Below are 22,150 nucleotides of genomic sequence, written 5' to 3' on the forward strand. Positions count from 1 at the left end.
CCCCGGCAGTCCTGGGTGCTCCGGCCGTCGTGGGCGCGCCCGCCGTCCCGGGAGCCCCTGCCGTCCTGGGGGGCCCGGCCGTCCTCGGTGCCCCGACCGTCCTGGGAGCCCCGGCCGCACTGGGGGCACCGGCCGCGCTGGGAGCCCCGGCCGCGGTGGGGGCACCGGCTGCCGTGGGGCCCCCGCTCGTCCTGGAAGCTCCCCCCGCCGCAGGGGCGGCCAAGGACGAAGGACTGGCCGCCTACCTCATCGACCCGGACGGCGCCCGGGCCCCCGTCATGCTCTTCCGCGAAGCGGGCGCGGCCTCCCTGCGCGTGTGCGACATCGGCGCCGACGGCCGGTTCGCGCTGCTGCGGCGCGGACCGCGCGGCCGCCGCGAGGCCCTCCTGCTGGACACGGTCTCGGGCCGCGTCACCTTCCGCCTCCCGGTCGCCGACGGCGACCCCTGGATCGGCCGGCTCTCCGCCGACTCGCGGGTCCTGTGGCTGCGCAGCGACGCGGACCGCGAATTCGCCGCCCTCTTCAGGGCCCGCCTGGACGAGGACGGCGCGCTGCAGGAGCTGTCCGTGGCCGCGGAGCGCGAGGAGGACCCCCTCGACCTGCTGAGCCTTCCCGACCACGGCCGGTGGGCCCTGCTGGCCTGGAACGTGCACGGTGCGAGCGAGCTGGAGAGCGTCGGCCTGCCGGCCACCGACTCCGACGGCGGGGTCGGACCGCGCAGCCGGTCCACGCTGCCGCACGAGGTGGTCACCCGCATGGCCCCCGTGCGCCGCGGCGGACTCTTCGCGGCCCTGGCCGGCTCCCGCCGCAGGCCCGGCATCTGGGACCTCACCGGCGGCGGCTTCGCGCCAGAGCGCACCGGCTGGTCGGCGAGCGACGAGGAGGCGCGGCCGCCCGGCCGGCCCCCCGTACGCCCCGTTCCCCTGCGCTGTCGCGCCCGGGACGGGCTGCGGCTCGGCGGCTGGTACTACCGGGCACCGGAACGCGACCCCGGCCGGCCGGCCGCCTGCGTGATCCACCTCCACGGCGGCCCGGAGGAGCAGGAGCGGCCCGTGTTCAGCCCGCTCTACCACGAACTCCTCGGCCGCGGCCTGGACGTGTTCGCCCCGGACGTGCGCGGCTCGTCGGGCTGGGGGAGGTCCTTCGTGGACGCCGACCTCGGCACGGGCCGCTTCGCGGCCATCGACGACGTCGCGGACTGCGCCGCCCACGTCGTCACGCTCGGCTACGCCGACCCGCTGCGGCTGGCGGTCATGGGCCGCTCGTACGGCGGCTACCTCACCATGGCCTCGCTGGTCTGGCACCCGGACCTCTTCCGTACCGGCGTCGCCGTCTGCGGCATGTCGGACTTCGCCACCTTCTTCGCCGGCACCGAGCCGTGGATCGCCCAGTCGGCCGCCGCCAAGTACGGCCATCCCGAGCGCGACCGGGAACTGCTGCACGCCCTGTCCCCGATGAGCCGCATCGACCGGCTGCGCGCCCCCGTGCTGGCCGTCCACGGCGAGCACGACACCAACGTGCCCCCGACGGAGTCGGAGCAGTTCGTCCGGGCCGCACGGGAGCGCGGCGTGCCGGCGGAGCTGCTGACGCTGCGCGACGAGGGCCACGAGTTCCTGCGGGCGGACAACCGCCGCCTCTACCGGAGGGCGGCCGCCGACTGGCTGGAGCAGTACCTCGTCCCCGACACGGCCGCGCAGCCCCGCCAGTGACGGCCGGTCCGCCGAACCGACGGACGCCGCGCTGCCGCCCGGCGAGGTCAGTCCAGGCAGAACTCGTTGCCCTCGGGATCGGTCATGACGATGAAGCCCGTGCTCATTGGGGGAGCGGGCTCGTGGCGGCGCACCCGGGTCGCGCCGAGTGCGACGAGCCGGTCGCACTCGGCCTCCAGCGCCGCCATCCGCTCCGCTCCCTGGAGCCCGGGTGCCGCCCGGACGTCGAGGTGGACCCGGTTCTTGGCGACCTTGTCCTCGGGCACCTGCTGGAAGAAGAGCCGTGGGCCGTGCCCTTCCGGGTCCTCGATGGCCGCCCGCGAGTTGTGCTCCTCCTCCGGTACGCCGATCCGCGTGAGGAAGTCGTCCCACGCGGCCAGCGGGTCCGCGTTCTCGGGCACGTCGACCCCGGGCGGGCCGGGGTGGACGTAGCCCAGTACGTCGCGCCAGAAGGACGACAGCGCTCGCGGGTCGTGGGCGTCGAAGGTGATCTGGACGTGGCGGCTCATCGGTTGCTCCGTTCAGGATGACGTCCGGGTACGGGGCGTCGCAGTACGGCCGTGCCTAGCTGCCCGTGCAGCTCATGCGGGAGCCGTCGGGGGTGGCCTCGGCGGACAATATGTACCAGGTCCGGGGCCCCGTTCCGTCGGCTCCCGGCCCCGGGTCCACCCCGTAGAACTCACGCAGTTGTCGCGGTGACGGGAAGCCGAGCGTGACGCTCGGCTGCGTGGCGGACTCGAAGCAGAAGACGGCGCGCCGGCCGTCCGGCCCCAGGTCGAGATCGTCCACCGGTCGCCATCCCGCTGCCGGCGCCTGCCGGCCGTAGTACTCCAGCACCTCCGTGCGGCTCCCCTCGTACGCGTACAGCCGCCCCGCCTGCAACCAGGCGCCGGCGGTGTCGTCGACGCAGTGGGCCCCGAGCGCCTCCCCACCGTCGACGGGCGTGGCCCGCGGCGGGCGCACGTCCAGAATGGGCAGTTGCGCCAGCTCGGTCACGGCCGCTTCGGTGCCTTCGCAGCTCTCGGCCAGGGAGAGGAGGGAGCAGCCGCTCAGCGTGGTCCCGACGAGCAGGACCGCACAGAACAGCGGAAGTCGAGGCATGTTCATGGCGGAAGTATGAGCCACCGCCCCCGTACGTCCTCCAGGGCCGGCCGCCCGCGCGCGCCTTCGGGCCGGCCGCGGCCGCCGAGGTCAACGGGATCCTGCGGCCCTGAGGGCGTGTCCGGTGGTTCAGGCGGCCGGTTCGAGGCGGACGCAGCACCGCCCGGGCTCGGGTGCCAGGCGTGCCACGAGGCGGTCCTCGCCGAGCCCGGCGAGGACGCCTTCGAGCAGGTGGAGGTTCATCCCGCACACGGTCCGGGTGTGCTGCCGGGCCAGGGCATGGAAGGGGCAGTTCGCCAGCGCGATGGCCCCGTCCTCACGCCGGGGCTCGAAGCCGCCGCGCTCCAGCACCTCGAAGATTCCTGCCGTGGCCTGCCTGCCCAGCTGTTGGCCCCGTTCCTCGGCCTTGCGGTGCAGCACGGCGGCGACCGGCTCCCCGGTCTCCCCGGCTTCCTCGACGGCCTGCGCGAGCAGCCCGGCGGCCAGCTCGTAGCGCCGGTCGGGCAGGCTGACCGCGATGTCCCTGGCCGCGCGCCGGTAGAGCTTGGCCGGCCGGCCGGCCCCCGGTCCCGTGCGTCCGGTGCGCCGCTCGTAGACGACGTCGAGCAGCGATTCCTCGGCGAGGCGGTCCAAGTGGAACGCGGCGGTCTGCCGCGCCAGGCCGAGTGCCTCGGCGGCCTCGTCCCGGCTGACGGGCTCCGGCTGGCGGGCCACGTGGGCGTAGAGCCGCCAGCGCGTCGGCTCGTCGAGTGCCGCAACGGCGGAGACGTCCGCGCGCAAGGCGTCCTGTTCCCGTGACGGGTCCTTCGACTGGTCCACGGGCCCAGTGTAAAACCAACGACTCTTGACGAAAGACGCCGACCGGAGTTTCTATTGTCAATGAACCCTATTTTTAGAAGGAGGGTGTCATGGCGACCACACCCGCCCCCGCTCCCGCCCCCGCCACCCGCGGACGCGTCGGGCTCTCCGACCCGGGACGCCAGGCGTTCCTGATCCTGCGGACCGGCTTCACGGTGGCCCCGATCCTGTTCGGCCTCGACAAGTTCGCCAACCTGCTCGTCGACTGGCCGACCTACCTCGCGCCTTGGATCGACGACATCGTCCCCGGCAGCGCCCAGTCCGCCATGTACGTGGTCGGCGTGATCGAGATCGTCGCCGGCATCGTCGTGGCCCTTGCCCCGCGCTTCGGCGGCTGGCTCGTGGCCGGCTGGCTCGCGGGCATCATCGTCAACCTGCTGACCGTCCCCGGCTACTACGACATCGCACTGCGCGACTTCGGCCTCCTCCTCGGCGCCGTCGCCCTGGCCCGACTCGCCCAGCACTACCACGACGAAGACGCCTCCGAGGCGGTGCGCGGCTGATCCCGGAAACCTGGCGCAGGTGCACCCCGCAGTGCTAACTTGAACGCGTTCAGTTGAACGCGTTCAAGTTAGGGGAGGGGCAAGGTGGAGGAAGGCCGGAGAGTTTCCACTCTGCAGTGGGCGTTGATGGTGTCGGCGGTCGTGGCGGCAGGGGTCGCGACGGCCCTGGGGTTGGTACTCGCCCCGTTACTGGGCGGGTTCTTCCTGTTCACCGCGTTGGTGACCATCACACCGCTGCCGATGCGGGAGAATCCGAAGGCGTGTACGCGAACCTGTTTCGCCATCGGGCTCTGCCTGCTGGCCTGGGCGCTGATCGGCACGATCATCGGCATGTTCGTCTTCCTGCCGGCGGCCCTGCTGATGCTGGTCGCGCCTTTCGCGGACCGCGACAACCGACCCGGCGCCTGGTTCACGGCGCTCACGCCCGTCGCGGTCGCGGCACTCGTCGCGCTGATCGTCCTTCCTTAGGACGCGGAGAGCGAAACACCCCCAGCTTCCGCCGCCGACCGGGACCGGTACGAAGACAGCGGCCGGTGGTGAGGCCTCGCCCTCGCCGTCATAGCGCACGCTGGTAACGGAGTTCAGGGAGTGTGATGCCGTCGTAGACGTCGTTCTGGGTCGTGCCGTCGGCCTGGTAGCCGGCTCGTTCGTAGAAGCGTCGGGCACGTCGGTTGTCGCTGAGGACCCACAACACCGACGTCCCGAAACCCTGCCCCTTCATACGGGCATGAGCCTCGCCGAGCAGCAGCCGGCCGACGCCCTGCCCGATCAGCTCGGGCAGAACGTACAGGGCGTAGACCTCGCCGACCCGTTCCGCGCCCGGGGTCCCAGGTCCGTAGCAGATCCACCCGACGGGGCCGTGGTCGCCGGATGCCACGAGGTCCGTCGACCGTCGGCCGGACCGGAAGAACCGCTGCCGTCGCTGATCGGCGTCGTCCTCGACCGTCATCGCGTCCAGGTAGGTCCCGGGAACGATACCCGCGTACGCCGCCTGCCAACCTCGGACACGGATCGTCGAGACGGCCTCGATGTCCGCCTCACTCATCTCCCGTACGTGCGTCATCGCGCCACCCTAGGCGAGCAGGCGGCTCCGGGCGTACGGGGTTTTTCCCGCAACGCCCGGCGGGCTCAGCCGGTGTGAAGGACGCGGAAGCGATCGGGAGCCGCCGGGTCCCGGTCGACGACCTGGATCGGCGCCCCGGCCCATTGCCACACGCCGATGCCCGGCGTGCGGGAGAACCGGATCTCCCCGCGCGTGCCCTCGACCGCGACCCGCGGCCACGATGCGGCAATGCCCGCCCGGTCCGGGTCCGCGCCGTCGGAACGCAGGGAAGTCAGGGAAGGCAGAGACCGCAGCACATCGGCGAGGACGGCGATCGTGTCGTAGCCCTCGAAGGCGACGAAGGACGGCGCTTCGGCCAGCCGCTCGCGCAGTGCCGTCCCGACGCGTGCACCGAGTGGACCGAGGCGCTCGGGCAGATAGCGCAGGAACGGTATCGCGGCGCCGTCGTCGCCCAGCAGCGCCGCCCATTCGGCGAACTCCGGCTGTCCGGCCGGAGCACCGATCACGACCTCGGCGAGGCGCCGGTCGCCGCGGACGGACCGGACGATCGGCACTGCCGGTTCCGGGTGGCCGACCAGCAGGAGGAGGACCGTCGCACGACGGGCGACGAGTTCGTTGCACACGGCCGCAGCGGTGAGCGTGCCCATGTCGAGCTCGACGACGGTCGCGCCGCGTGCAGCGAGGCGGTCCCGCAGGATGCGGGTCCCGGACGCCCAGTAGACACTCGGCTCGGCTGCTACGGCGATGCGACGGTGGCCCGCGCCGAGGAGGAAGTCCGCGTAGATCTGCCAGCCGCGGGACTGCGGCGGGGCGAGGCGCGCGACCCGTTCCGTCGGCTTCTCGGTGAGCGTGTCGAGAACCGCTGACGACACGAGGAACGGCAGGCCCAGGGCGTCGGCCCGGGTGGCGGCGGCGCGGGCGACGACGCTGTGGAACTCCCCGGCCAGCGCGGCCACGCCGAGGCGGGCCAGTTCGTCCACCGCCGCAGCGGCCCGCTGCGGATCGGCCGCGGTGTCGCGGACCACCAGCTCCAGCGGTCTTCCGGCGATCCCACCGGCGTCGTTGACCTCGTGAGCCGCCAACTCGAGCCCGGCGAGCAGGTGCCGGCCCGCCTCGGCCCAGCCGGGCCGACTCAGCGGAGCGAGGGCGCCGATCCGGACGGACGGTCCGTCAGTCCGATCCGCTCCGATCGGGGAGTGCGCCGTCGTCTCGTCCCGCCGTGGCGGGCGTGCCTGGATGACCATGCCGGACATTGCATCCACCACCGTCGACGACAGGCAACCGATTATGTCAACTTCTCGGCCCTGAAGGACCGAGCTTGTCACCCGATCCGCGAGAGGCCGTGATTGCAAGTGGAGCGCGACTGGCTGCCGCGTGGTCCCCTGCGTCCGGAACTAGCTTGCGCTGGTTCTGGGGCGGTTGACTGCGCCCCGCTTCCACACAGCATCGGCCCGGTGGGCGATGTTGCGGGAGCCGTTGTGGTCCGCGTGCATCACGGTCCCGCAGGACCGGCAGACGAACCGGGCTTGATCCACCCGGTTGGTGCGGTGGGTGTGCCAGCACTCGGAGCACTGGCGGGAGGTGTTGCGGGGGTCCACGTGGACCACGGGCACACCCGCCCGCTGTGCTTTGTAGGCGATGAACGCGCCGAGCTGGGCGAAGGCCCAGGAGTGCAGTCGTGCCCGCTGGTCTTTCCTGGCCGTGACCCTCTGCCGGATGCCGGACAGGTCTTCCAGTCCGATCCCCCGGGAGGTGCGTTCAGCGGTGGCGACGATTCGCTTGGCGATGATGTGGTTGGTGTTCGCCGCGTGCCGGGCTTCCCGGCGGCGGATGCGCTTCAAGACCCGCTTGGCGGACTTGGTGCGCTTCTTCTGGAGCTTGGCCCGCAGGTCACGGTCCCGCTTGCGGTAGCGGTTTAGGCCGCGTCCGGCGAGGACTTCTCCGTCGCTGGTGGTGGCGATGTTGACGATGCCGAGGTCCACGCCGAGGAACCCGGTGGGCTCGGACAGGGGCGGCTCGGGGATGTCGATGGTGGCGACCAGGAAGAACATGCCGTCGCGCATCACCAGATCGGATTCGCCCTTGCGGGACGCCAGCAGCTTCAGTGCCTGCGGGGAGCAGACGAACGGGATGCCCTTCAGGCGTCCGGCCACGGTCCAGATCGACACAGTCCGGGCGTCCAGGTTCCACGTCAGGATGCGGTCGTCGTACGGCTGCGCCGAATCCTCGCGGAAGACGACCGGCTTGGACTCCGCCCGGACCCGGCGCTTGGCGCCTTCCCGGCCGAGGTTCCCGGCCTTGATGTTCGCCTTCAGCGTGGCGTACGCGTCGCACACCTTCTTCACCACCCGCACCGCCGGCTGGGCCCCGAGGTCGAAGTCGGCCTTGATGCGGTGGTAGACGGCCTCTTGCAGCACGTTGCGCCGCTTGAGGTCTCGGGTGAACGCCACCTCCGAGGCCGCGTTCGCGGCCCGGTTGCAGGCACGCAGAGTCGCTGCCAGTGCGTCCGCGTCATGAGCGGACGCAGGCAACAACTTCACCTGCACGACAATCTTCACGCAGAACACGCTAGTAGAGATGGTGACGGGGAATCAAGTTGAGGTACCAACAGATGCGCAGCGGACTCCGGCGCTTCGCACCTCCCACCCAAGGACCCATTCTCCCCCGCAAGCGGGAGGTACCCCCACCCGGGGCTGAAGCCCCCGGGCTTCCTGGGAGAAATCAGGTGAAGACCGGTCTGACGTGGGCGAACGCGCTGCGCGCGTTCCAGGTGGGGAAGGCCCGGACGAGCCACGAGGGGCCGTGGAGCCGGATACGGCCCTCCCGGGTGGCTTCGGCCCAGGTCAGCTGGCCGGCGTGCCATTTGACGAAGGCCTCGGCCTCCGCGGTGATGTAGAGGTCTTCGTCGACGCCGGGATACGTCCGGCAGATCTCGGTCTCGCCGCGGTCGATCAGCAGCCAGTAGCGGTCGTGGTGCCGGCCGCGGGTGAAGTCGAAGCTGATGACGACGCGCCGGTCCGGGAGCCGGTCCCGGCGCAGTGCGTTGCACATCGACCACAGAGCCACGTACGGGTCCAGGTGCGCGGGGGCGATCTCCAGCCAGGCCGCACCCCACTCGCCGAGCGACACGCACACCTTGAACAGGTCGTCACCCGCAGGCGTGAGCGTGTAGTGGTGTCCGCGTCCGTCGTCCTTGGGCGCCGACTCGACGATGCCGAGCCGTTCGAGCTGCTTCAGCCGCTGCGAGAGCAGCGTACGGGACAGCCCGGGCGCGCCGTCCAGGATCTCGCCAAAGCTTCCGCAGCCCAGGTGCAGGTTGCGGATGATCACCGGCGTCCAGCGCTCGGCGAAGATCTCGGCACCACGGGCGATCGGGCAGTACTGGCCGTAGGTCCGCACGATCCCAGTGTGACGCGGGTGACCATCGGGTGGAAAGTCCAGATTGTTGACTTCACCGCCACGACCCGCGGTGCTGCCATGGTGCTGTGGAGACGGGAGGGGCAAGGAACGGAGGGGAGCAAGGAGCGGAGGGGAGCAAGGAACGGAGGGGGCAAGGAGCGGAGGGGCAAGGAGGTGACCGTCATGGACATCGACGGCTTCCGGGGCCGGCTGATCACCGCCGGCGACGCCGACTACGACACGGCCCGAGCCGTGTGGAACGGCGCCGTCGACCGGCACCCGCGGATCGTCGCCCGCTGCGGCGGCACAGCCGACGCGGCCGCGGCGGTGCGCTTCGCCCGCGAGCACGACCTGGAGATCGCCGTGCGGGGCGGGGGCCACAACGTGGCCGGCACCGCGGTCTGCGACGACGGGATCGTCATCGACCTCTCGGACATGCGGGCCGTGTGGGTGGACCCCGCCGGCCGTACGGCCCAGGTGTCGGGCGGGGCGCTGTGGGGCGACGTCGACCACGAGACACAGGCCTACGGTCTGGCCACCACGGGCGGCATCGTGGGCCACACCGGTGTCGGCGGACTCACCCTCGGCGGCGGCATCGGCTTCCTCATGCGCAAGCACGGGCTCGCCGTGGACAACCTGCTCGCCGCCGAGGTGGTCACCGCCGACGGCAGCATCGTCCGGGCGTCCGCCGACGAGCACCCCGAACTGTTCTGGGCACTGCGCGGGGGCGGAGGCAACTTCGGCGTCGTCACCTCCTTCCGGTTCGCCCTGCACCCGGTCGGCCCGACCGTGCTGGCCGGACCGGTCTTCTGGGCGGCCGAGGACACCACCGACGTACTGCGCTTCTACCGGTCCTTCGCCGCCGAAGCCCCCGACGAGCTGGGCAGCGTCGTCCGGCTCGGCACCGTCCCCCCGCTGCCGGTCGTCCCCGGGGAACTGCACGGGCGGCCGGCCGTCGCCGTCGTCTGCTGCTACGCCGGCGCCGTCGAGGACGGCGAGCGGGCGGTCCGCGCCCTGCGCCGGTTCGGCACGCCGCTGGTGGACCTGCTCGCACCGACGCCGTACGCCGCCTTTCAGGGCGCCCTGGACGACACCGTCCCCCATGGCTGGCACTACTACTGGAAGGCCGCCGGCCTCGACGGCCTCTCCGACGCGGCCATCGCCGTCATCGCCGACCACGCCTACCGCGCCGGCTCACCCCTCTCGTACGCGTCCTTGTTCCACCTGGGAGGCGCCGTCGCCCGCGTCCCCCGCGAAGCCACCGCCTACGCCGGTCGTGACGTGGCCCACCACATCGTCATCGACGCCGTGTGGCTCCCCGGGGAATCCGGCGAGCGGGCCGCGCCGGAGACCGAGTGGGCGCGCCGCTTCCTGCACGCCCTCCGGCCGCACAGCGCCGAGGGCGTCTACGTCAACTTCCTCGACTCCGACGACGGCGCCGACCGCGTCCGCCAGGCGTACGGCGGGCAGGTCCACCGCCGCCTGGGGGAGGTGAAGGCCAAGTACGACCCCGACAACGCCTTCCACCACAACAAGAACATCCTCCCCGGCTGAGCGGCAGCGCCCGTACGCCGCCGGGCGCCCCGGGAAGGGGGCGGCTAGCGTGGGCCCGAGGGGTGACGAGAACTGCCGGCCGGTGAAGGGAGCAGGGGAACTGCCGATGGGACCCGACCCGCGGAGCCGAGGCCGACGGCGGATCGGCACCTCGGCGGCCGTGGGACTCACCGTGGCCGTCCTGGTGGCCGCCAATCTGGCCGTGCACCGCTGGACGGGCCTGCCCGGCCTGGTGACGGCAGCCGTGGCCTGCGTCGTACTGCTCGGCGTACTCCGGTGGGCCGGCGGCACCCTGGCGGACGCGGGCCTCGCGCCCGGCACGCTGGCCCGCGGTGCCCGGTGGGCGCTGGCCCTGATCGCACTGGTCGGGGTCGTCTACCTGGCCGCAGCCCTGCTCCCGGCCACCAGGCTCCTGTTCGAGGACCGGCGCTACAGCGGGATGGACGGGGGCGAGCTGATGCTCCGTGTCCTCGTGCTGGTCCCCCTCGGCACGGTCCTGCTGGAGGAGACCGCCTTCCGCGGCGTGCTCTACGGGCTGGTGCTCCGGGCCCGCGGGGCGGCGTGGGCGACCGGTGTGTCGAGCGTGTTGTTCGGCCTCTGGCACGTCCTGCCGTCACTGCACCTGGCGACCGCGAAGCCCGCCCTGTCCCCGGTCTTCGGCGACTCCCGGCTCGGCGCCGCCGCGGCGGTCGGGGCGGCCGTGCTGTTCACGGCGGGAGCGGGCGTGCTGTTCTGCGAGCTACGCCGCCGCAGCGGCAGCCTGCTGGCTCCCATGGGCCTGCACTGGGCGGTCAACGCGTTCGGCTACGTCGTCGGCTTCCTGCTGCGCTGACCACCACCCGCGTGCTGTCCCCGTCGCGCTGCCTCCGTCGCGCTGCCCCCCCCCGTCGCACGGGCTCACTGGTCCGGCCGGACGATGTCCTTCAGCCGGTCCAGGTCCTGCGGCGTGACCCCGGCGGGCCGCATGACGGCGTTCCAGCCGTCGACGTACGAGACCTTGTACGTGTGGCCGTGGCCGTCCGGTACGCCCGTGGAGAACGGCAGGTCGGCGGTGATCTGCCAGAAGGTCACGAAGGGGATCCAGAACATCGTCTCCAGCACGTCGTCGCCGGGCGCCTCGCCGATCCAGTCGGGTTCGTCGAGCACCAGGCTCGGGCTCCACCAGACGATCGGGTCGGAGGGGTTCATGAGGTAGAGCACGCGAGTGCCGTCCCACGGACGCTCCTGCGGAGGCGCTCCGGTGGCCGGGTCGCCGGTGAACCGGACGGTCCGCCCCTCCTTGTAGACGGGCTCGATCTCGGGGCTTCCCGCGTCGCGCTGGTCGCTGAACTCGCGGAACAGGGTGTTGAAGTTGGGCGGACCGGCGAACAGCGTGCCGGCGGTGCGGTTGCGCAGGTCGTACTCCCCGCTGAACGCCGTCTCACCACCGAACGACCCCAGGCTCTCACCCGCCACGAACAGCCGTGGACGGGTGTCCGGGGGCAGCTGGGACCAGGTCTCGTAGACGGCGTCGAAGAGTTCACGGCCGGCCTCGCGCGCCTTGGCCTGGTCGACGAGATAGGACAGCCACGACGGCAGGTACGAGTACTGCATCGCCACGGTGGCCGAGTCGCCGTTGCCGAGGTACTCGAAGGTGTCCACCGCGGCGGGATCGACCCAGCCGCTCCCCGTCGTGGTCATCACCAGCAGGTTCTCGCGTTCGAAGCCGCCCGCCCGCTCGAGGTCCGCGACGGCTCGGGCGGCCCGGGTCTCCGCGTCGTCCGCCGTCGTCAGGCCGGCGTAGGCCCGCACGGGCTCCTGTGCCGTGCGGTGGGTGAACGCACCGATGTCCTGGGCCGACGGCCCGCCGGCGGCGAAGGCCCGGCCCTCCCGGCCCAGCGAGTCCCACGGCACGAGGGAATCGGGCCCGCCGGAGCGCAGGTCCGAGGTGGGACGCTGCACGCCTTCCGGTGTCTGCGTGTCCCGCAGCGAGAAGGCCTCGTTGGCCGCGTTCACGAAGCCCTGCAGCAGCACCCCGGTGAACGCGGCCCACGCCAGCGCCGCGACCGCGATCCAGCCGACCGCCCGCGCCGCGCGCCGGCCGATCCACCGGTCGAGCAGGCGGGCGGCCCAGCGGTACAGGCCCCGCAGTCCCCGCCCGACCAGCAGCAGGAGCCAGAAGACGAGCACGGCGACGAACGGGCAGGCGACGGTGGCGAGGGCGCTGTAGTCGGTGACCCCCATGAGCCCGCGGATCCTGTGCTGCCAGTACTGCCCGAGCCCGAACGCGAGCCCGAACAGCACGATCGCCGAGACCACGAGGACCAGCCACGACCTGCGTGAGGCGGTCCGCGCCTCCCGGTCGGCGAACGCGCGCCACACGTAGGCCGCCACGACACCGAGTCCGTACCCGATCGCCGCACTGATGCCCGCGATCAGTCCTTGGAGGACGCCGCCGCGAGGCAGCAGCGACGGCGTGAAGGACAGACACGCCAGGACGAGCGCGCCCCAGCAGCCCGGCAGCGAGAGGTGGAGCAGTCGCCGGCGCCGGCCGGAGGCGGCGGACGGCTCCGCACGGTCCGCCGGGGCGGCGTCGCCACGCGCCGGCGGCCGTTCGGAAGCCGGCGGCCCTTCGGAAGCCGGTGGCTCTTCGGAAGCAGAATCCTGCGGATCGTACGTCATGGCTCGCCTCCGGGGCCATGGTCCCAGGGCCCGGCCGCCGCCGCCATCCGAGCTGCCGGCAGGCCAAATGCGGAGGCGCCCTCCGGCCCGGCCGCCGGTCAGCTCCCGGTGATACCGGTACTCCCGGTACTCCCGGTGCTTCCGCTGCTCCCGTCGGTGGGCGCCTTCCACTCCGCTCCGGTGTGCAGGCGGAATGCGGTGACGGCGGCCTCCAGCGTGGGGAAGAAGTGGCCGGCGTCGATGGTGCGGGTGAGCTCGTACCGCTCCACCTTGCGCCGCACGGGGTCCTTGAGCTCGGCGAACACCAGGTGCACGCCCTCCGCGTTGAGCGTCTCGTCCAGCTCCGCCAGCATGTCGGCGGCCGTGGTGTCCACATCGGTCATGGGCTCGGCCGCGACGACGATCCAAGCCGGCCGCGGGTCGGCGTCGGCCAGCCGCCTGACCTCGTCGCGGAAGGTCCTGGCGTTGGCGAAGATGAGCGGGGCGTCGAACCGGTAGATCACCAGGCCCGGCAGCTGCCCGGCGCGCGGGTAGGACCGTACGTCGTGGTAGCCCTCCAGGCCCGGCACCCGGCCCAGCACGGTGTTGTACGGCCACCAGGCGCGCCGGAAGACGTTGAGTACGGAGAGGGCCACGGCGATGGCGATCCCGGGGAGCACACCGAGCAGGGCCACGCCGGCGAAGGCCGCGAAGCACAGCAGGAACTCCGCCCGGCGCTGCCGCCACAGCCGTACCGTCCCCGGAATGTCGGCCAGCGACAGCGACGCGGTGATGACCACGGCGGCGAGGGCCGGCTGGGGGAGGTTGCGGAACAGGCCGGGGGCCAGCAGGAGCATCACGACGATGAGCGCCGCTCCGACGACACCTGTGAGCTGCGTCCTGGCCCCCGCACGCTGTGCCACCGCCGTGCGGGACCCGCTCGTGCTGACCGGGAAGCCCTGGAAGAGGGCGGCCGCCAGATTGGCCGCGCCCACCCCGGCCATCTCCCCGTTCCCGTGGACCTTCTGCCCGGTGCGGGCCGCGAACGCCGACGCGTTGGAGATCGTGTCGGCCAGCGACACCAGGGCGATGCCCAGCGCGCCGGCGAACAGCGGCGCGAGGTCGGAGAGCCCCACCTGCGGGATCGTGAACGGCGGGAAGCCCTCGGGCAGCACCCCGACCAGGCCGACACCGCGCTCGCCCAGGTCGAACACGACGGCCGCGGCGATCGCCAGGACCACCATGACGAGCACCGCGGGGACCTTCGGGACGAACCGCTGCAGGACCAGGAGCAGGACGATCCCGCCCACGCCGACCGCGGCGGCCGCCGGCACCACCGCGCCCTCGGCGATCTTGCGTACCAGGCCGGCGCACTCACCGATCAGATTGTCCGCGTCCACCGAGAAGCCGAGCAGCTTGGGCAACTGGCCGATCAGGATCGTCAGGGCCAGGCCGTTCATGTAGCCGATCATCGTCGGCTTCGAGACCAGGTCGGCGATGAAGCCGAGCTTGGCCACCGAGGCCAGGATCATGATGGCCGCCACCATGAGCGCGAGCACGGACGCCAGGGCGACCGCCCGGCCGGGATCCCCGCCGGCCGCCACCAGCGGCAGCACGGTCGCGGCGATCATCGGCCCCAGCGAGGAGTCCGGGCCCAGCACCAGGATCCGGGACGGCCCGCACACCGCGTAGCCGAGCAGGCAGAGGACCGTCGTGTACAGCCCGGTGATCGGCGGCAGGCCCGCCAGTTCGGCGTACGCCATGCCCTGCGGCACCAGCAGCGTGGTCAGCACGACTCCCGCGACCACGTCCTTGACCAGCCACTCGCGCCGGTAGGACGACACCGCGCGCACGCCGGGCACGGCCCGGAGCCGGGAGACGGGCCCGTGGCCGCTGCGCCGCGTCGTCACGGGCGGTCCCTCCCCTCAGGCGCCCCTGGACCGGCGGGCCACGAGCTTGCCCAACTCCCACAGGAGCAGCAGCGCGAGGGCGGCCAGCAGCGCCCAGCCGAACTGCCTGGCGTCGATCTCGGTCGTCCCGAGCATACGACGGAACCCGTCCACCTGCGTGACCAGCACCGCCAGGACGAACTGCGCCAGGGCGACCCAGTTCATCTGCTTGCTGTCGAACGTGGACGTCGTCAGCACCGATTCGGTCTCGTTGCGGCACTCGAACGCCGCCACGATCAGGCACAGGGCGAAGGCGGTGAACGCGATCGACTGCCCGGTCCCGACGCTGCCGAACCAGGCCCGGCCGAGCGTGATCAGGCCGAGCAGGACGACGGTGACCGCCAGCCCGCTCAAGCCGACCGTGACCAGCAGGGGCCGGGTGAGCACCGACTCCCCGCGGGGGCGCGGCCTGCGCCGCATGAGCCCGGGGCTCTCCCGGTCGAAGCCGAGCGCGAAGCCGAAGGAGGCGTTGACGACAAAGTGGATCCACAGCACCTGCGGCGGCGTGAAGGGCTCGCCGGCGGCGATGTTCAGGACGGTGGCCCCGAGGAAGGTCAGCACGAACGTGACCAGCAGGAGCAGCACGAACCGGATGTACTTGGTGAGGTTGTCGTAGATCGTCCGGCCCTGCTCCACGGCGTAGACGATGGTGGCGAAGTTGTCGTCGGAGAGGATCATGCGGCCGGCGTTCTTCGCCACGTCCGTGCCGCTGCCCATGGCGATGCCGATGTCGGCGGCCTTGATGGCCGGTGCGTCGTTGACGCCGTCCCCGGTCATCGCCACGACCTCGCCCTTCTTCTTGAGCGTGTTCGCGAGCACCACCTTGTGCTCCGGTGCGACCCGCCCCACCACGCCGATGCCGTCGATGCGGGCGAGCTTCTCCTCCTCGCTCATCGCGGCGAAATCGGCGCCGAGCACGGCCTCGCCCGGGATGCCGAGCTGCCGTGCGATCGCCGCCCCGGTGGTGACGTCGTCCCCGGTCACCAGGCGGACCCGGATGTGTGCCGCCCGGGCGCTGGCCACCGCGTCCCCGGCCTCCGCACGGGGCGGATCGACCATGCCGACGAGAGAGGTGATCCGCAGGTCGGTGACGTACGCGAGCAGGTCGGCGTCCGGATCGAAGCCGGCCGGGTCCAGGTCGCGGGTGGCCGCGGCCATCACCCGGCGCCCCTCGCCGCCCATCCGCGCGGTCTGGGCCTCGGCGCGTTCCCCCAGCTCGGCGTCCCACGGGACGGTCGCCCCCGCCGCGAGCGCGGTGGACGCCCGGGCCAGGACCGCGGGGGCCGCGCCCTTGACGAAGCAGCGGACGACCTTCCGCCCGGAGGCGTCGACCGCCGAGTTGAAGGTGGCCATCAGCTTGTAGCCGGGGTCGAACGGCAGGGTGGCGAGCCGGGGGAGCGCCGCCCTGGTGGCGTCGGTGTCCAGCCCGGCCTTGTGCGCGAGCACCAGCAGCGCGCCCTCGGTGGGATCGCCCACCACCTGGCCGTCGACCAGCTTCGCGTCGCTGGCCACCACGTACGGCAGGATCGCGTCCTCGATCCCCGCGGCGGACCCGGCGGCGTGGTGGACCTTCCCCTCCAGCCCGTAGCCCGTGCCGGAGACCGTGTACCGGTCGGTGGGGCTCAGCACTTCGACGGCGGTCATCTGGTTCATCGTCAGGGTGCCGGTCTTGTCCGAGTTGATCGCCGAGGTGAACGCCAGCGTCTCGACCGACGGCAGCTCCTTCACGATGGCGTTCCGCCTCGCCAGGTTGAGGCTGCCGACGGACAGGATCGCCTGGGTCACCGTCGGCAGAGCCTCGGGGATGGCCGCGATGGCCAGCGAGACCGCACTGACGAACAGGACGTCCCACGCCTGGCCGCGGCTGCGCCCCAGGGCGAACATCACGATCATGGTCAGACCGGCCGCCCCGGTGATCCACAGCGTCAGGGTGTCGAGCTCCTTGGTGAGCGGCGGCACCTCCTTCTCGGTGGCCGTGAGCATTCCGGAGATCTTGCCGAGCTCGGTGTCCGCGCCGGTCGCGGTGACGACGGCGATGCCGCTGCCGTGGGTGACGGGGGTGTTCATGAACGCCGTGTTGGTCCGGTCGCCCGGGGACGACGGGCCGGCCGGCAGGGTGGCGGTGTCCTTCGCGGCGGGCACGCTCTCACCGGTGAGCGCCGACTCGTCGATCTGCAGGGCGCTGGCCTCGACGAGCCGTCCGTCCGCGGGTACCTGGTCCCCGGCGGCGAGGAGCACGATGTCGCCGACGACGAGCTGCTCGGCGGGGACCTCCGCCTCCGTGCCGTCCCTGCGCACCCGCGCCGTCGCCTTCATCATCGACTTCAGCGCGTTCATCGCGCTCTCGGCCTTGCCCTCCTGACGCAGCCCGACGACCGCGTTCAGCAGCGTCAGCACGATCAGCAGGACCGCGGTGGTCCACTCCCGGATGAGCAGGGAGACGACCGCCGCCGCCACCAGGACGATCTGCATGTAGCTGCGGTACTGCGCGAGGAACCGGCGCCAGGCCGGGGTCTGCTTCTCCTCCGGCAGCGCGTTCGGGCCGTGCGCGGACAGGAGCTCGGCGGCCCGCGCCGCAGACAGACCGACCGCCGGATCGACGTCGAACGCCGCCACGACCTCCTCGGGCGTGCGCGTGTGCCAGCCGTCCTCCGCCGGCCGGGGCTGCTCTCCCACGGCATCCGACCCCACCGTCATCGCCCCTTCCTCCGCTTCCCCGCCTTGCTCCCTTTCCGCTCCTCCTTCCCCTTCCTCCCCTTCTTCCCCTGTTTCCTCTCCTCGGCGGGCGGGGGAGGGGCGGGATGCCGTTCGGCGTACGGATCGGCCGGGGCCCCGGGCGGGGCCTCCTGCTCCAGCTCCCACTTGGTGATGAGCAGTTCCTTGCGCGCGTCCTCGCCCACCTCGGGGTACTGGGGATCGATGCCGATCAGGGTGTGCGCGAGGACCGCCGCCGCGCAGATCCGCGCGAACCACTTCTGGTCGGCCGGCACGACGTACCACGGCGCCCACGGGGTACTCGTGGCCGACAGCATCTCGGAGTACGCCGACTGGTAGTCGTCCCACCGGCGCCGCTCCAGGGCATCGGCCGCGGAGAACTTCCAGTTCTTCTCCGGCAGGTCGATCCGCTTCAGGAAGCGCGCACGCTGCTCCTCCTTGGACAGGTTCAGGAAGATCTTCACCACCTTGAACCCGTTGTCCGCGAGGTAGCGCTCCCAGTCGTTGATCTCCCGGTAGCGCCGCTCCCAGACGTCGGGCCCGCGCGCGTGCTCGGGCAGGTGTTGCCGGACGAGGTTCTCGGGGTGGACCCGTACGACGAGGACCTCCTCGTAGTGCGAGCGGTTGAAGATGGCGATCTCGCCCCGTGCGGGCAGCCGCTTCACGTAACGCCACAGGTAGTCGTGGTCGAGTTCCTCGGTGGAGGGCACCTTGAAGCTGCTGACCCGTACGCCCTGGGGATTGACCCCGCTCATCACGTGGCGGATCGTCCCGTCCTTGCCTCCCGCGTCGAGTGCCTGGAGGCACAGCACCACGCCGTACGTGTCCTGGGCGGCCAGCCGCTCCTGGTACTCGGCGAGCAGTGCCACCCCGGTCCGCAACAGCTCGACCCCGTCCTGCTTCTTCATACCGGCCTCGTACCGGGGGTCGAAGTCCCGGCCCAGGCGCACCTTCGAGCCCGGCTTCACGCGCAGTGGCGCGATGAATTCCGCAATGCGTTCGGCTCTCTCGTCCGACATCACCGATCAGCCCTTCTCCGGTCCGGATGCACGACCGGGAGCGGTACGCCGGGCGGTGTCGAGCGCCCTCCGGGACCGGCGTTCGACGAGGATCGGGACGAACGCCCTGACCCGGGCGTGGTGGAACGCGTCGTACGCGGCCTTGACCGTCACTTCGACGGCGGCCGCGTCGACCGAGGGATAGGCGGCGACCAGCCGCACCACGATGTCCCGGAGGGACGTGAGTTCCTCCTGCGGTGCTTCCTCCGGCGGTACGTCGTCCTGAGGTGCGTCGTCCTGCGGTCCGGGCGGCGGCGGGTCGCGGGACGTCACGGTTTCCATGGCCCACGACCTCCAGACCCCAGAACCGCACGCCTCGCATCGCGCAGCGGTGCCATTGCAGTCATTCTCTGCTCGACGTGACAAGATCGCCCCCCGAAGCCGGGCGCCGGGGACAGCCGGCGCCCGGCGGCGGGAACCGCTAGCGCAGCGTCACCCACTTGTCGGCGCTCACGGTGACGTACGTGCCGAGGTCGGGGTCGGTGGTCGAGGCGTTGCCGAAGACCTTGAGCCGCTCGGACTTGATGAACGGCGTGTTCGTCTCGGGGGTGTGCACCTGGACGGGGGCCTGCCACGCGACGGTCTTGCCCGTGACGCAGTTCACCTCCGTACGGAAGAAGCCCTGGACGAACTTGGGCTGCTCCTGGCTGGCGGAGCCGCCGACCGAGATCTTCACCGGCTTGGTGCAGGTGACCGTGCCGCTCAGCGTGGCCTGGCCGGTCTTGGACAGCCGGCCGTGGCCGCCCACGGCCATGCCCAGGGCGACCGGCTTCGGCGGGGTGACGTCGTTGGCCATCAGGTAGCCCTTGAGCACGCTGCGGTCGTCGCAGTCCTGCTCGTAGGAGAGGTTGATCTTCTTGACGGCCGAGCCCTCGCCGAAGACCAGCTCGCTGATGCTGAACCGGCCCGTGAGGGTGGCGCAGCCGCCGTAGTAGCCGTTGACGAACATGCTGGGCCGGTCGAGGACGGTACCCGGCATCTCCGGGGTCTTCACCGCGTTCTCGTACGTGCCGACCGCCAGCGCCTGCCCGGCGGGTGCGGCCAGGTCCATGGTCCAGGAATCGCCGGGGCGGGTGATGGTGACCCGCAGGGCGCGGTGGTCGGCGGAGGCCGTCACGTCGATCGTGTCGCCCTGGCCGGGCCCGTACCAGCGCGCCTGGTCGTCGAAGCCGTCGCCCTGGCCCCCGGCCCAGTTGAACTCGCCCTGCGGCATCTCCGCGGCCTGGGCCGTACCGACGGCGACCGCCGGGAGCGCGAGAGCGGCGGCGGCGAGCACGGCGGCCGCACGGGCGACGGCGCGAGCGGGCATGCGGAATTTCACTGTGTGTCCCCCCGGGATGAACAGAAGATCGAAAGCGATCAGGGCGAGTCTGCAACAGGGGTACGCCGAGAGCAACAGATAGGCGTCCCACGGCGATTCGCGGTGCGGGACCCGCGCGCGTCGATGGTGTGCCGGATCGCCGGGTGTCCCCGGAGCGCCGCCGGCTACGGGCGCACCCCGCCCCGCCCGCGGCGCTCCGCCGGGCCCTCGCGCTGCCGGGAATACGTCGGCGGTACCTCCCGTTCCCAGGTATAGTTGAATCGTAAACAATCTTGGGAAGGGGAGCCATGCAGTTCGGGATCTTCACCGTCGGCGACGTCACGCCCGATCCGACGACCGGACGTGCGCCCAGCGAGCACGAGCGGATCAAGGCGATGCTCGCCATCGCGCAGAAGGCCGAGGAGGTCGGCCTCGACGTCTTCGCCACCGGCGAGCACCACAACCCCCCGTTCGTCCCCTCCTCACCGACGACGATGCTCGGCTACATCGCCGCGCGCACCGAGAACCTGATCCTGTCCACGTCGACGACACTGATCACCACGAACGACCCGGTGAAGATCGCCGAGGACTTCGCGATGCTCCAGCACGTCGCGGACGGCCGCGTCGACCTGATGACGGGCCGCGGCAACACCGGTCCGGTCTACCCCTGGTTCGGCAAGGACATCCGCGACGGCATCGACCTGGCCATCGAGAACTACGCGCTGCTGCGCCGGCTGTGGGACGAGGACGTCGTCACCTGGAAGGGCAAGTTCCGCACGCCGCTGCAGTCCTTCACCTCCACGCCGCGCCCGCTGGACGGCGTCGCGCCCTTCGTCTGGCACGGCTCCATCCGCTCGCCGGAGATCGCCGAGCAGGCCGCGTACTACGGCGACGGCTTCTTCCACAACAACATCTTCTGGCCGGCCTCCCACACCGAGCAGATGGTGAACCTGTACCGGCAGCGCTACGCCCACTACGGCCACGGCACCCCCGAGCAGGCCATCGTCGGGCTCGGCGGCCAGGTGTTCATGCGCAAGAACTCGCAGGACGCCGTCCGCGAGTTCCGCCCGTACTTCGACAACGCGCCGGTGTACGGCCACGGCCCGTCCCTGGAGGAGTTCACCTCCCAGACGCCGCTGACGGTCGGCTCACCGCAGCAGGTCATCGAGCGGACCCTGTCCTTCCGAGACTACGCCGGCGACTACCAGCGCCAGCTGTTCCTGATGGACCACGCGGGCCTGCCCCTGAAGACGGTCCTGGAGCAGCTCGACCTCCTCGGCGAAGAGGTCGTACCGGTCCTCCGCAAGGAGTTCGCCGGCCTCCGGCCGGCCGGCGTACCGGACGCGCCCACGCACCCGGCCCGCGTAGCGGCCGCCCAGGAGACCTCGACGGAAGGAACGCAGGCATGAAGCTCGTCGTCGTATCGGCGGGGCTGAGCACGCCCTCCTCGACCCGCCTGCTCGCCGACCGCCTCTCGGCGGCGACACTGCGCCACGTGGACGCCGAGCCCGAGGTGATCGAACTGCGCGGCCTGGCAACGGACATCGCCCAGCACTTCGTCACCGGCTTCCCGTCCGCCCGACTGGCCGCCGCGCTCGACGCGGTGGCGGCGGCGGACGGCCTGATCGCCGTGACGCCGGTGTTCGCGGGCTCCTACAGCGGACTGTTCAAGTCGTTCTTCGACGTCATCGACAAGGACGCCCTGACGGGCAAGCCGGTGCTCGTCGGCGCGACCGGCGGCACGGCCCGGCACTCCCTGGCCACCGAACACGCTCTGCGCCCGTTGTTCACCTACCTGCGCGCGCTCGTCCTGCCGACCGCCGTGTACGCGGCCGCGGAGGACTGGGGCGAGGACGGGCTGGCGCAGCGGATCACCCGTGCGGGCGCGGAACTGGCACGCTTCATGGCGCCCGCCACGGTGCCCGCAGGCCGGGGCTTCGGCTCGGACGCGGGCCCGGCCGCCGGCCCGGGGCCCGGCCCGGACGTCGACACCGCCGCCGCGATCGCACCCCGTTCGCTGACCGGAGCGATCACTTCGGTGGACCCGGCGGACGGCTTCGAGGTGGTGCCGTTCGAACAACGGCTGGCCGCGCTACGCGCCGAGTAGCCGGGCCGGGGCCGGGCCGACGTCCTCGGGGAGGCGGGCGGGAGCCCCGGTCAGCCGGCGCCGCAGCAAGCCGGGTGCCGGCACCGAGCCCCGAGGGCGCGAACGGCGGGCCCGGCGCACGGTGGCCGGGGCAGAGCAGGGTCGGTCCGCACGAACCAGCGGGCGAGTACGTCGTCGCCGACGAGCCGGCGCGC

20 protein-coding genes are annotated in these 22,150 nt (G+C 72.0%); 7 read left to right on the top strand and 13 right to left on the bottom strand.

The annotated features are described in order from the left end of the window. Positions 1 to 1,709: alpha/beta hydrolase family protein (locus GPJ59_RS04670; RefSeq protein ID WP_258023876.1), on the top strand; the 1,709-nt coding region annotated here is incomplete at its 5' end. A gap of 47 nt (positions 1,710 to 1,756) precedes the next feature. Here GPJ59_RS04670 and GPJ59_RS04675 read toward each other — a convergent pair. The 3 genes from GPJ59_RS04675 to GPJ59_RS04685 form a co-directional block, all read right to left on the bottom strand. Then, positions 1,757 to 2,218 carry a VOC family protein gene (locus tag GPJ59_RS04675; protein WP_219665082.1) on the bottom strand — a complete coding sequence of 154 codons (462 nt, stop codon included), beginning with the start codon at positions 2,216 to 2,218 and terminating at the stop codon, positions 1,757 to 1,759. A gap of 55 nt (positions 2,219 to 2,273) precedes the next feature. Continuing rightward, positions 2,274 to 2,816 carry a hypothetical protein gene (locus tag GPJ59_RS04680; protein ID WP_219665083.1) on the bottom strand — a complete coding sequence of 181 codons (543 nt, stop codon included), beginning with the start codon at positions 2,814 to 2,816 and terminating at the stop codon, positions 2,274 to 2,276. A 123-nt stretch (positions 2,817 to 2,939) separates the two neighbouring features. Further along, positions 2,940 to 3,629, bottom strand: a complete 690-nt coding sequence (locus GPJ59_RS04685; RefSeq protein WP_219665084.1) for a helix-turn-helix transcriptional regulator — start codon at positions 3,627 to 3,629, stop codon at positions 2,940 to 2,942. 89 nt (positions 3,630 to 3,718) lie between these two features. On the opposite strand from GPJ59_RS04685, the gene GPJ59_RS04690 reads away from it, so the two are divergent. Together GPJ59_RS04690 and GPJ59_RS04695 are read left to right on the top strand one after the other, a co-directional pair. Further along, positions 3,719 to 4,171, top strand: a complete 453-nt coding sequence (locus tag GPJ59_RS04690) for a hypothetical protein (RefSeq protein WP_219665085.1) — start codon at positions 3,719 to 3,721, stop codon at positions 4,169 to 4,171. A gap of 84 nt (positions 4,172 to 4,255) precedes the next feature. Continuing rightward, positions 4,256 to 4,639, top strand: coding sequence for a hypothetical protein (locus GPJ59_RS04695; protein ID WP_219665086.1), 384 nt, complete (start codon positions 4,256 to 4,258; stop codon positions 4,637 to 4,639). A gap of 88 nt (positions 4,640 to 4,727) precedes the next feature. Here the strand turns inward: GPJ59_RS04695 and GPJ59_RS04700 are convergent, their stop codons facing one another. The 4 genes from GPJ59_RS04700 to GPJ59_RS04715 form a co-directional block, all read right to left on the bottom strand. Beyond that, positions 4,728 to 5,234 (bottom strand): GNAT family N-acetyltransferase, encoded by a 507-nt coding sequence (locus tag GPJ59_RS04700; RefSeq protein WP_219665087.1) that lies wholly within the window; start codon positions 5,232 to 5,234, stop codon positions 4,728 to 4,730. Positions 5,235 to 5,299: 65 nt separating this feature from the next. Continuing rightward, positions 5,300 to 6,487, bottom strand: coding sequence for an ABC transporter substrate-binding protein (locus GPJ59_RS04705; RefSeq protein ID WP_219665088.1), 1,188 nt, complete (start codon positions 6,485 to 6,487; stop codon positions 5,300 to 5,302). A gap of 141 nt (positions 6,488 to 6,628) precedes the next feature. Then, positions 6,629 to 7,792 carry an RNA-guided endonuclease InsQ/TnpB family protein gene (locus GPJ59_RS04710; RefSeq protein ID WP_219665089.1) on the bottom strand — a complete coding sequence of 388 codons (1,164 nt, stop codon included), beginning with the start codon at positions 7,790 to 7,792 and terminating at the stop codon, positions 6,629 to 6,631. A gap of 163 nt (positions 7,793 to 7,955) precedes the next feature. Beyond that, the gene (locus GPJ59_RS04715; protein WP_219665090.1) at positions 7,956 to 8,633 is read right to left on the bottom strand and encodes a winged helix-turn-helix transcriptional regulator; all 678 of its coding nucleotides are present in this window, start codon (positions 8,631 to 8,633) and stop codon (positions 7,956 to 7,958) included. Positions 8,634 to 8,816: 183 nt separating this feature from the next. Between GPJ59_RS04715 and GPJ59_RS04720 the strand changes: the two genes are divergently transcribed. Continuing rightward, positions 8,817 to 10,187 (top strand): FAD-binding oxidoreductase, encoded by a 1,371-nt coding sequence (locus GPJ59_RS04720; RefSeq protein ID WP_219665091.1) that lies wholly within the window; start codon positions 8,817 to 8,819, stop codon positions 10,185 to 10,187. Between the two features lie 160 nt (positions 10,188 to 10,347). Next, complete coding sequence (locus GPJ59_RS04725) at positions 10,348 to 11,019, top strand: CPBP family intramembrane glutamic endopeptidase (RefSeq protein ID WP_308120134.1); 672 nt, start codon at positions 10,348 to 10,350, stop codon at positions 11,017 to 11,019. 65 nt (positions 11,020 to 11,084) lie between these two features. On the opposite strand, the gene GPJ59_RS04730 is transcribed toward GPJ59_RS04725, so the two are convergent. The 6 genes from GPJ59_RS04730 to GPJ59_RS04755 form a co-directional block, all read right to left on the bottom strand. Further along, complete coding sequence (locus GPJ59_RS04730; RefSeq protein ID WP_219665093.1) at positions 11,085 to 12,848, bottom strand: alpha/beta hydrolase; 1,764 nt, start codon at positions 12,846 to 12,848, stop codon at positions 11,085 to 11,087. A gap of 98 nt (positions 12,849 to 12,946) precedes the next feature. Then, the gene (locus GPJ59_RS04735) at positions 12,947 to 14,737 is read right to left on the bottom strand and encodes a SulP family inorganic anion transporter (RefSeq protein ID WP_219665094.1); all 1,791 of its coding nucleotides are present in this window, start codon (positions 14,735 to 14,737) and stop codon (positions 12,947 to 12,949) included. 15 nt (positions 14,738 to 14,752) lie between these two features. Then, on the bottom strand, positions 14,753 to 17,473 hold the full coding sequence (locus GPJ59_RS04740) for a cation-translocating P-type ATPase (RefSeq protein WP_219665095.1): 2,721 nt from the start codon (positions 17,471 to 17,473) through the stop codon (positions 14,753 to 14,755). Further along, positions 17,470 to 18,510, bottom strand: coding sequence for a polyphosphate kinase 2 family protein (locus GPJ59_RS04745; RefSeq protein WP_219665096.1), 1,041 nt, complete (start codon positions 18,508 to 18,510; stop codon positions 17,470 to 17,472). The genes GPJ59_RS04740 and GPJ59_RS04745 overlap by 4 nt, the downstream gene beginning before the upstream one ends. 6 nt (positions 18,511 to 18,516) lie before the next feature. Then, positions 18,517 to 18,831: a three-helix bundle dimerization domain-containing protein gene (locus GPJ59_RS04750; protein ID WP_219665097.1), complete on the bottom strand. Its 315-nt coding sequence runs from the start codon at positions 18,829 to 18,831 to the stop codon at positions 18,517 to 18,519. A gap of 139 nt (positions 18,832 to 18,970) precedes the next feature. Next, entirely contained in the window at positions 18,971 to 19,858 is an 888-nt protein-coding gene (locus GPJ59_RS04755; protein WP_219665098.1) for a hypothetical protein, read from the bottom strand. 299 nt (positions 19,859 to 20,157) lie between these two features. Between GPJ59_RS04755 and GPJ59_RS04760 the strand changes: the two genes are divergently transcribed. Together GPJ59_RS04760 and GPJ59_RS04765 are read left to right on the top strand one after the other, a co-directional pair. After that, a complete protein-coding gene (locus GPJ59_RS04760; RefSeq protein WP_219665099.1) occupies positions 20,158 to 21,258 on the top strand; it encodes an LLM class flavin-dependent oxidoreductase in 1,101 nt (366 codons plus the stop codon). Continuing rightward, positions 21,255 to 21,956, top strand: a complete 702-nt coding sequence (locus GPJ59_RS04765) for a CE1759 family FMN reductase (protein WP_219665100.1) — start codon at positions 21,255 to 21,257, stop codon at positions 21,954 to 21,956. The genes GPJ59_RS04760 and GPJ59_RS04765 overlap by 4 nt, the downstream gene beginning before the upstream one ends. Positions 21,957 to 22,150 lie beyond the last annotated feature (194 nt).

The sequence above is a fragment of the Streptomyces bambusae genome (genome assembly GCF_019400985.1).
GTDB lineage: Bacteria > Actinomycetota > Actinomycetes > Streptomycetales > Streptomycetaceae > Streptomyces > Streptomyces bambusae_A.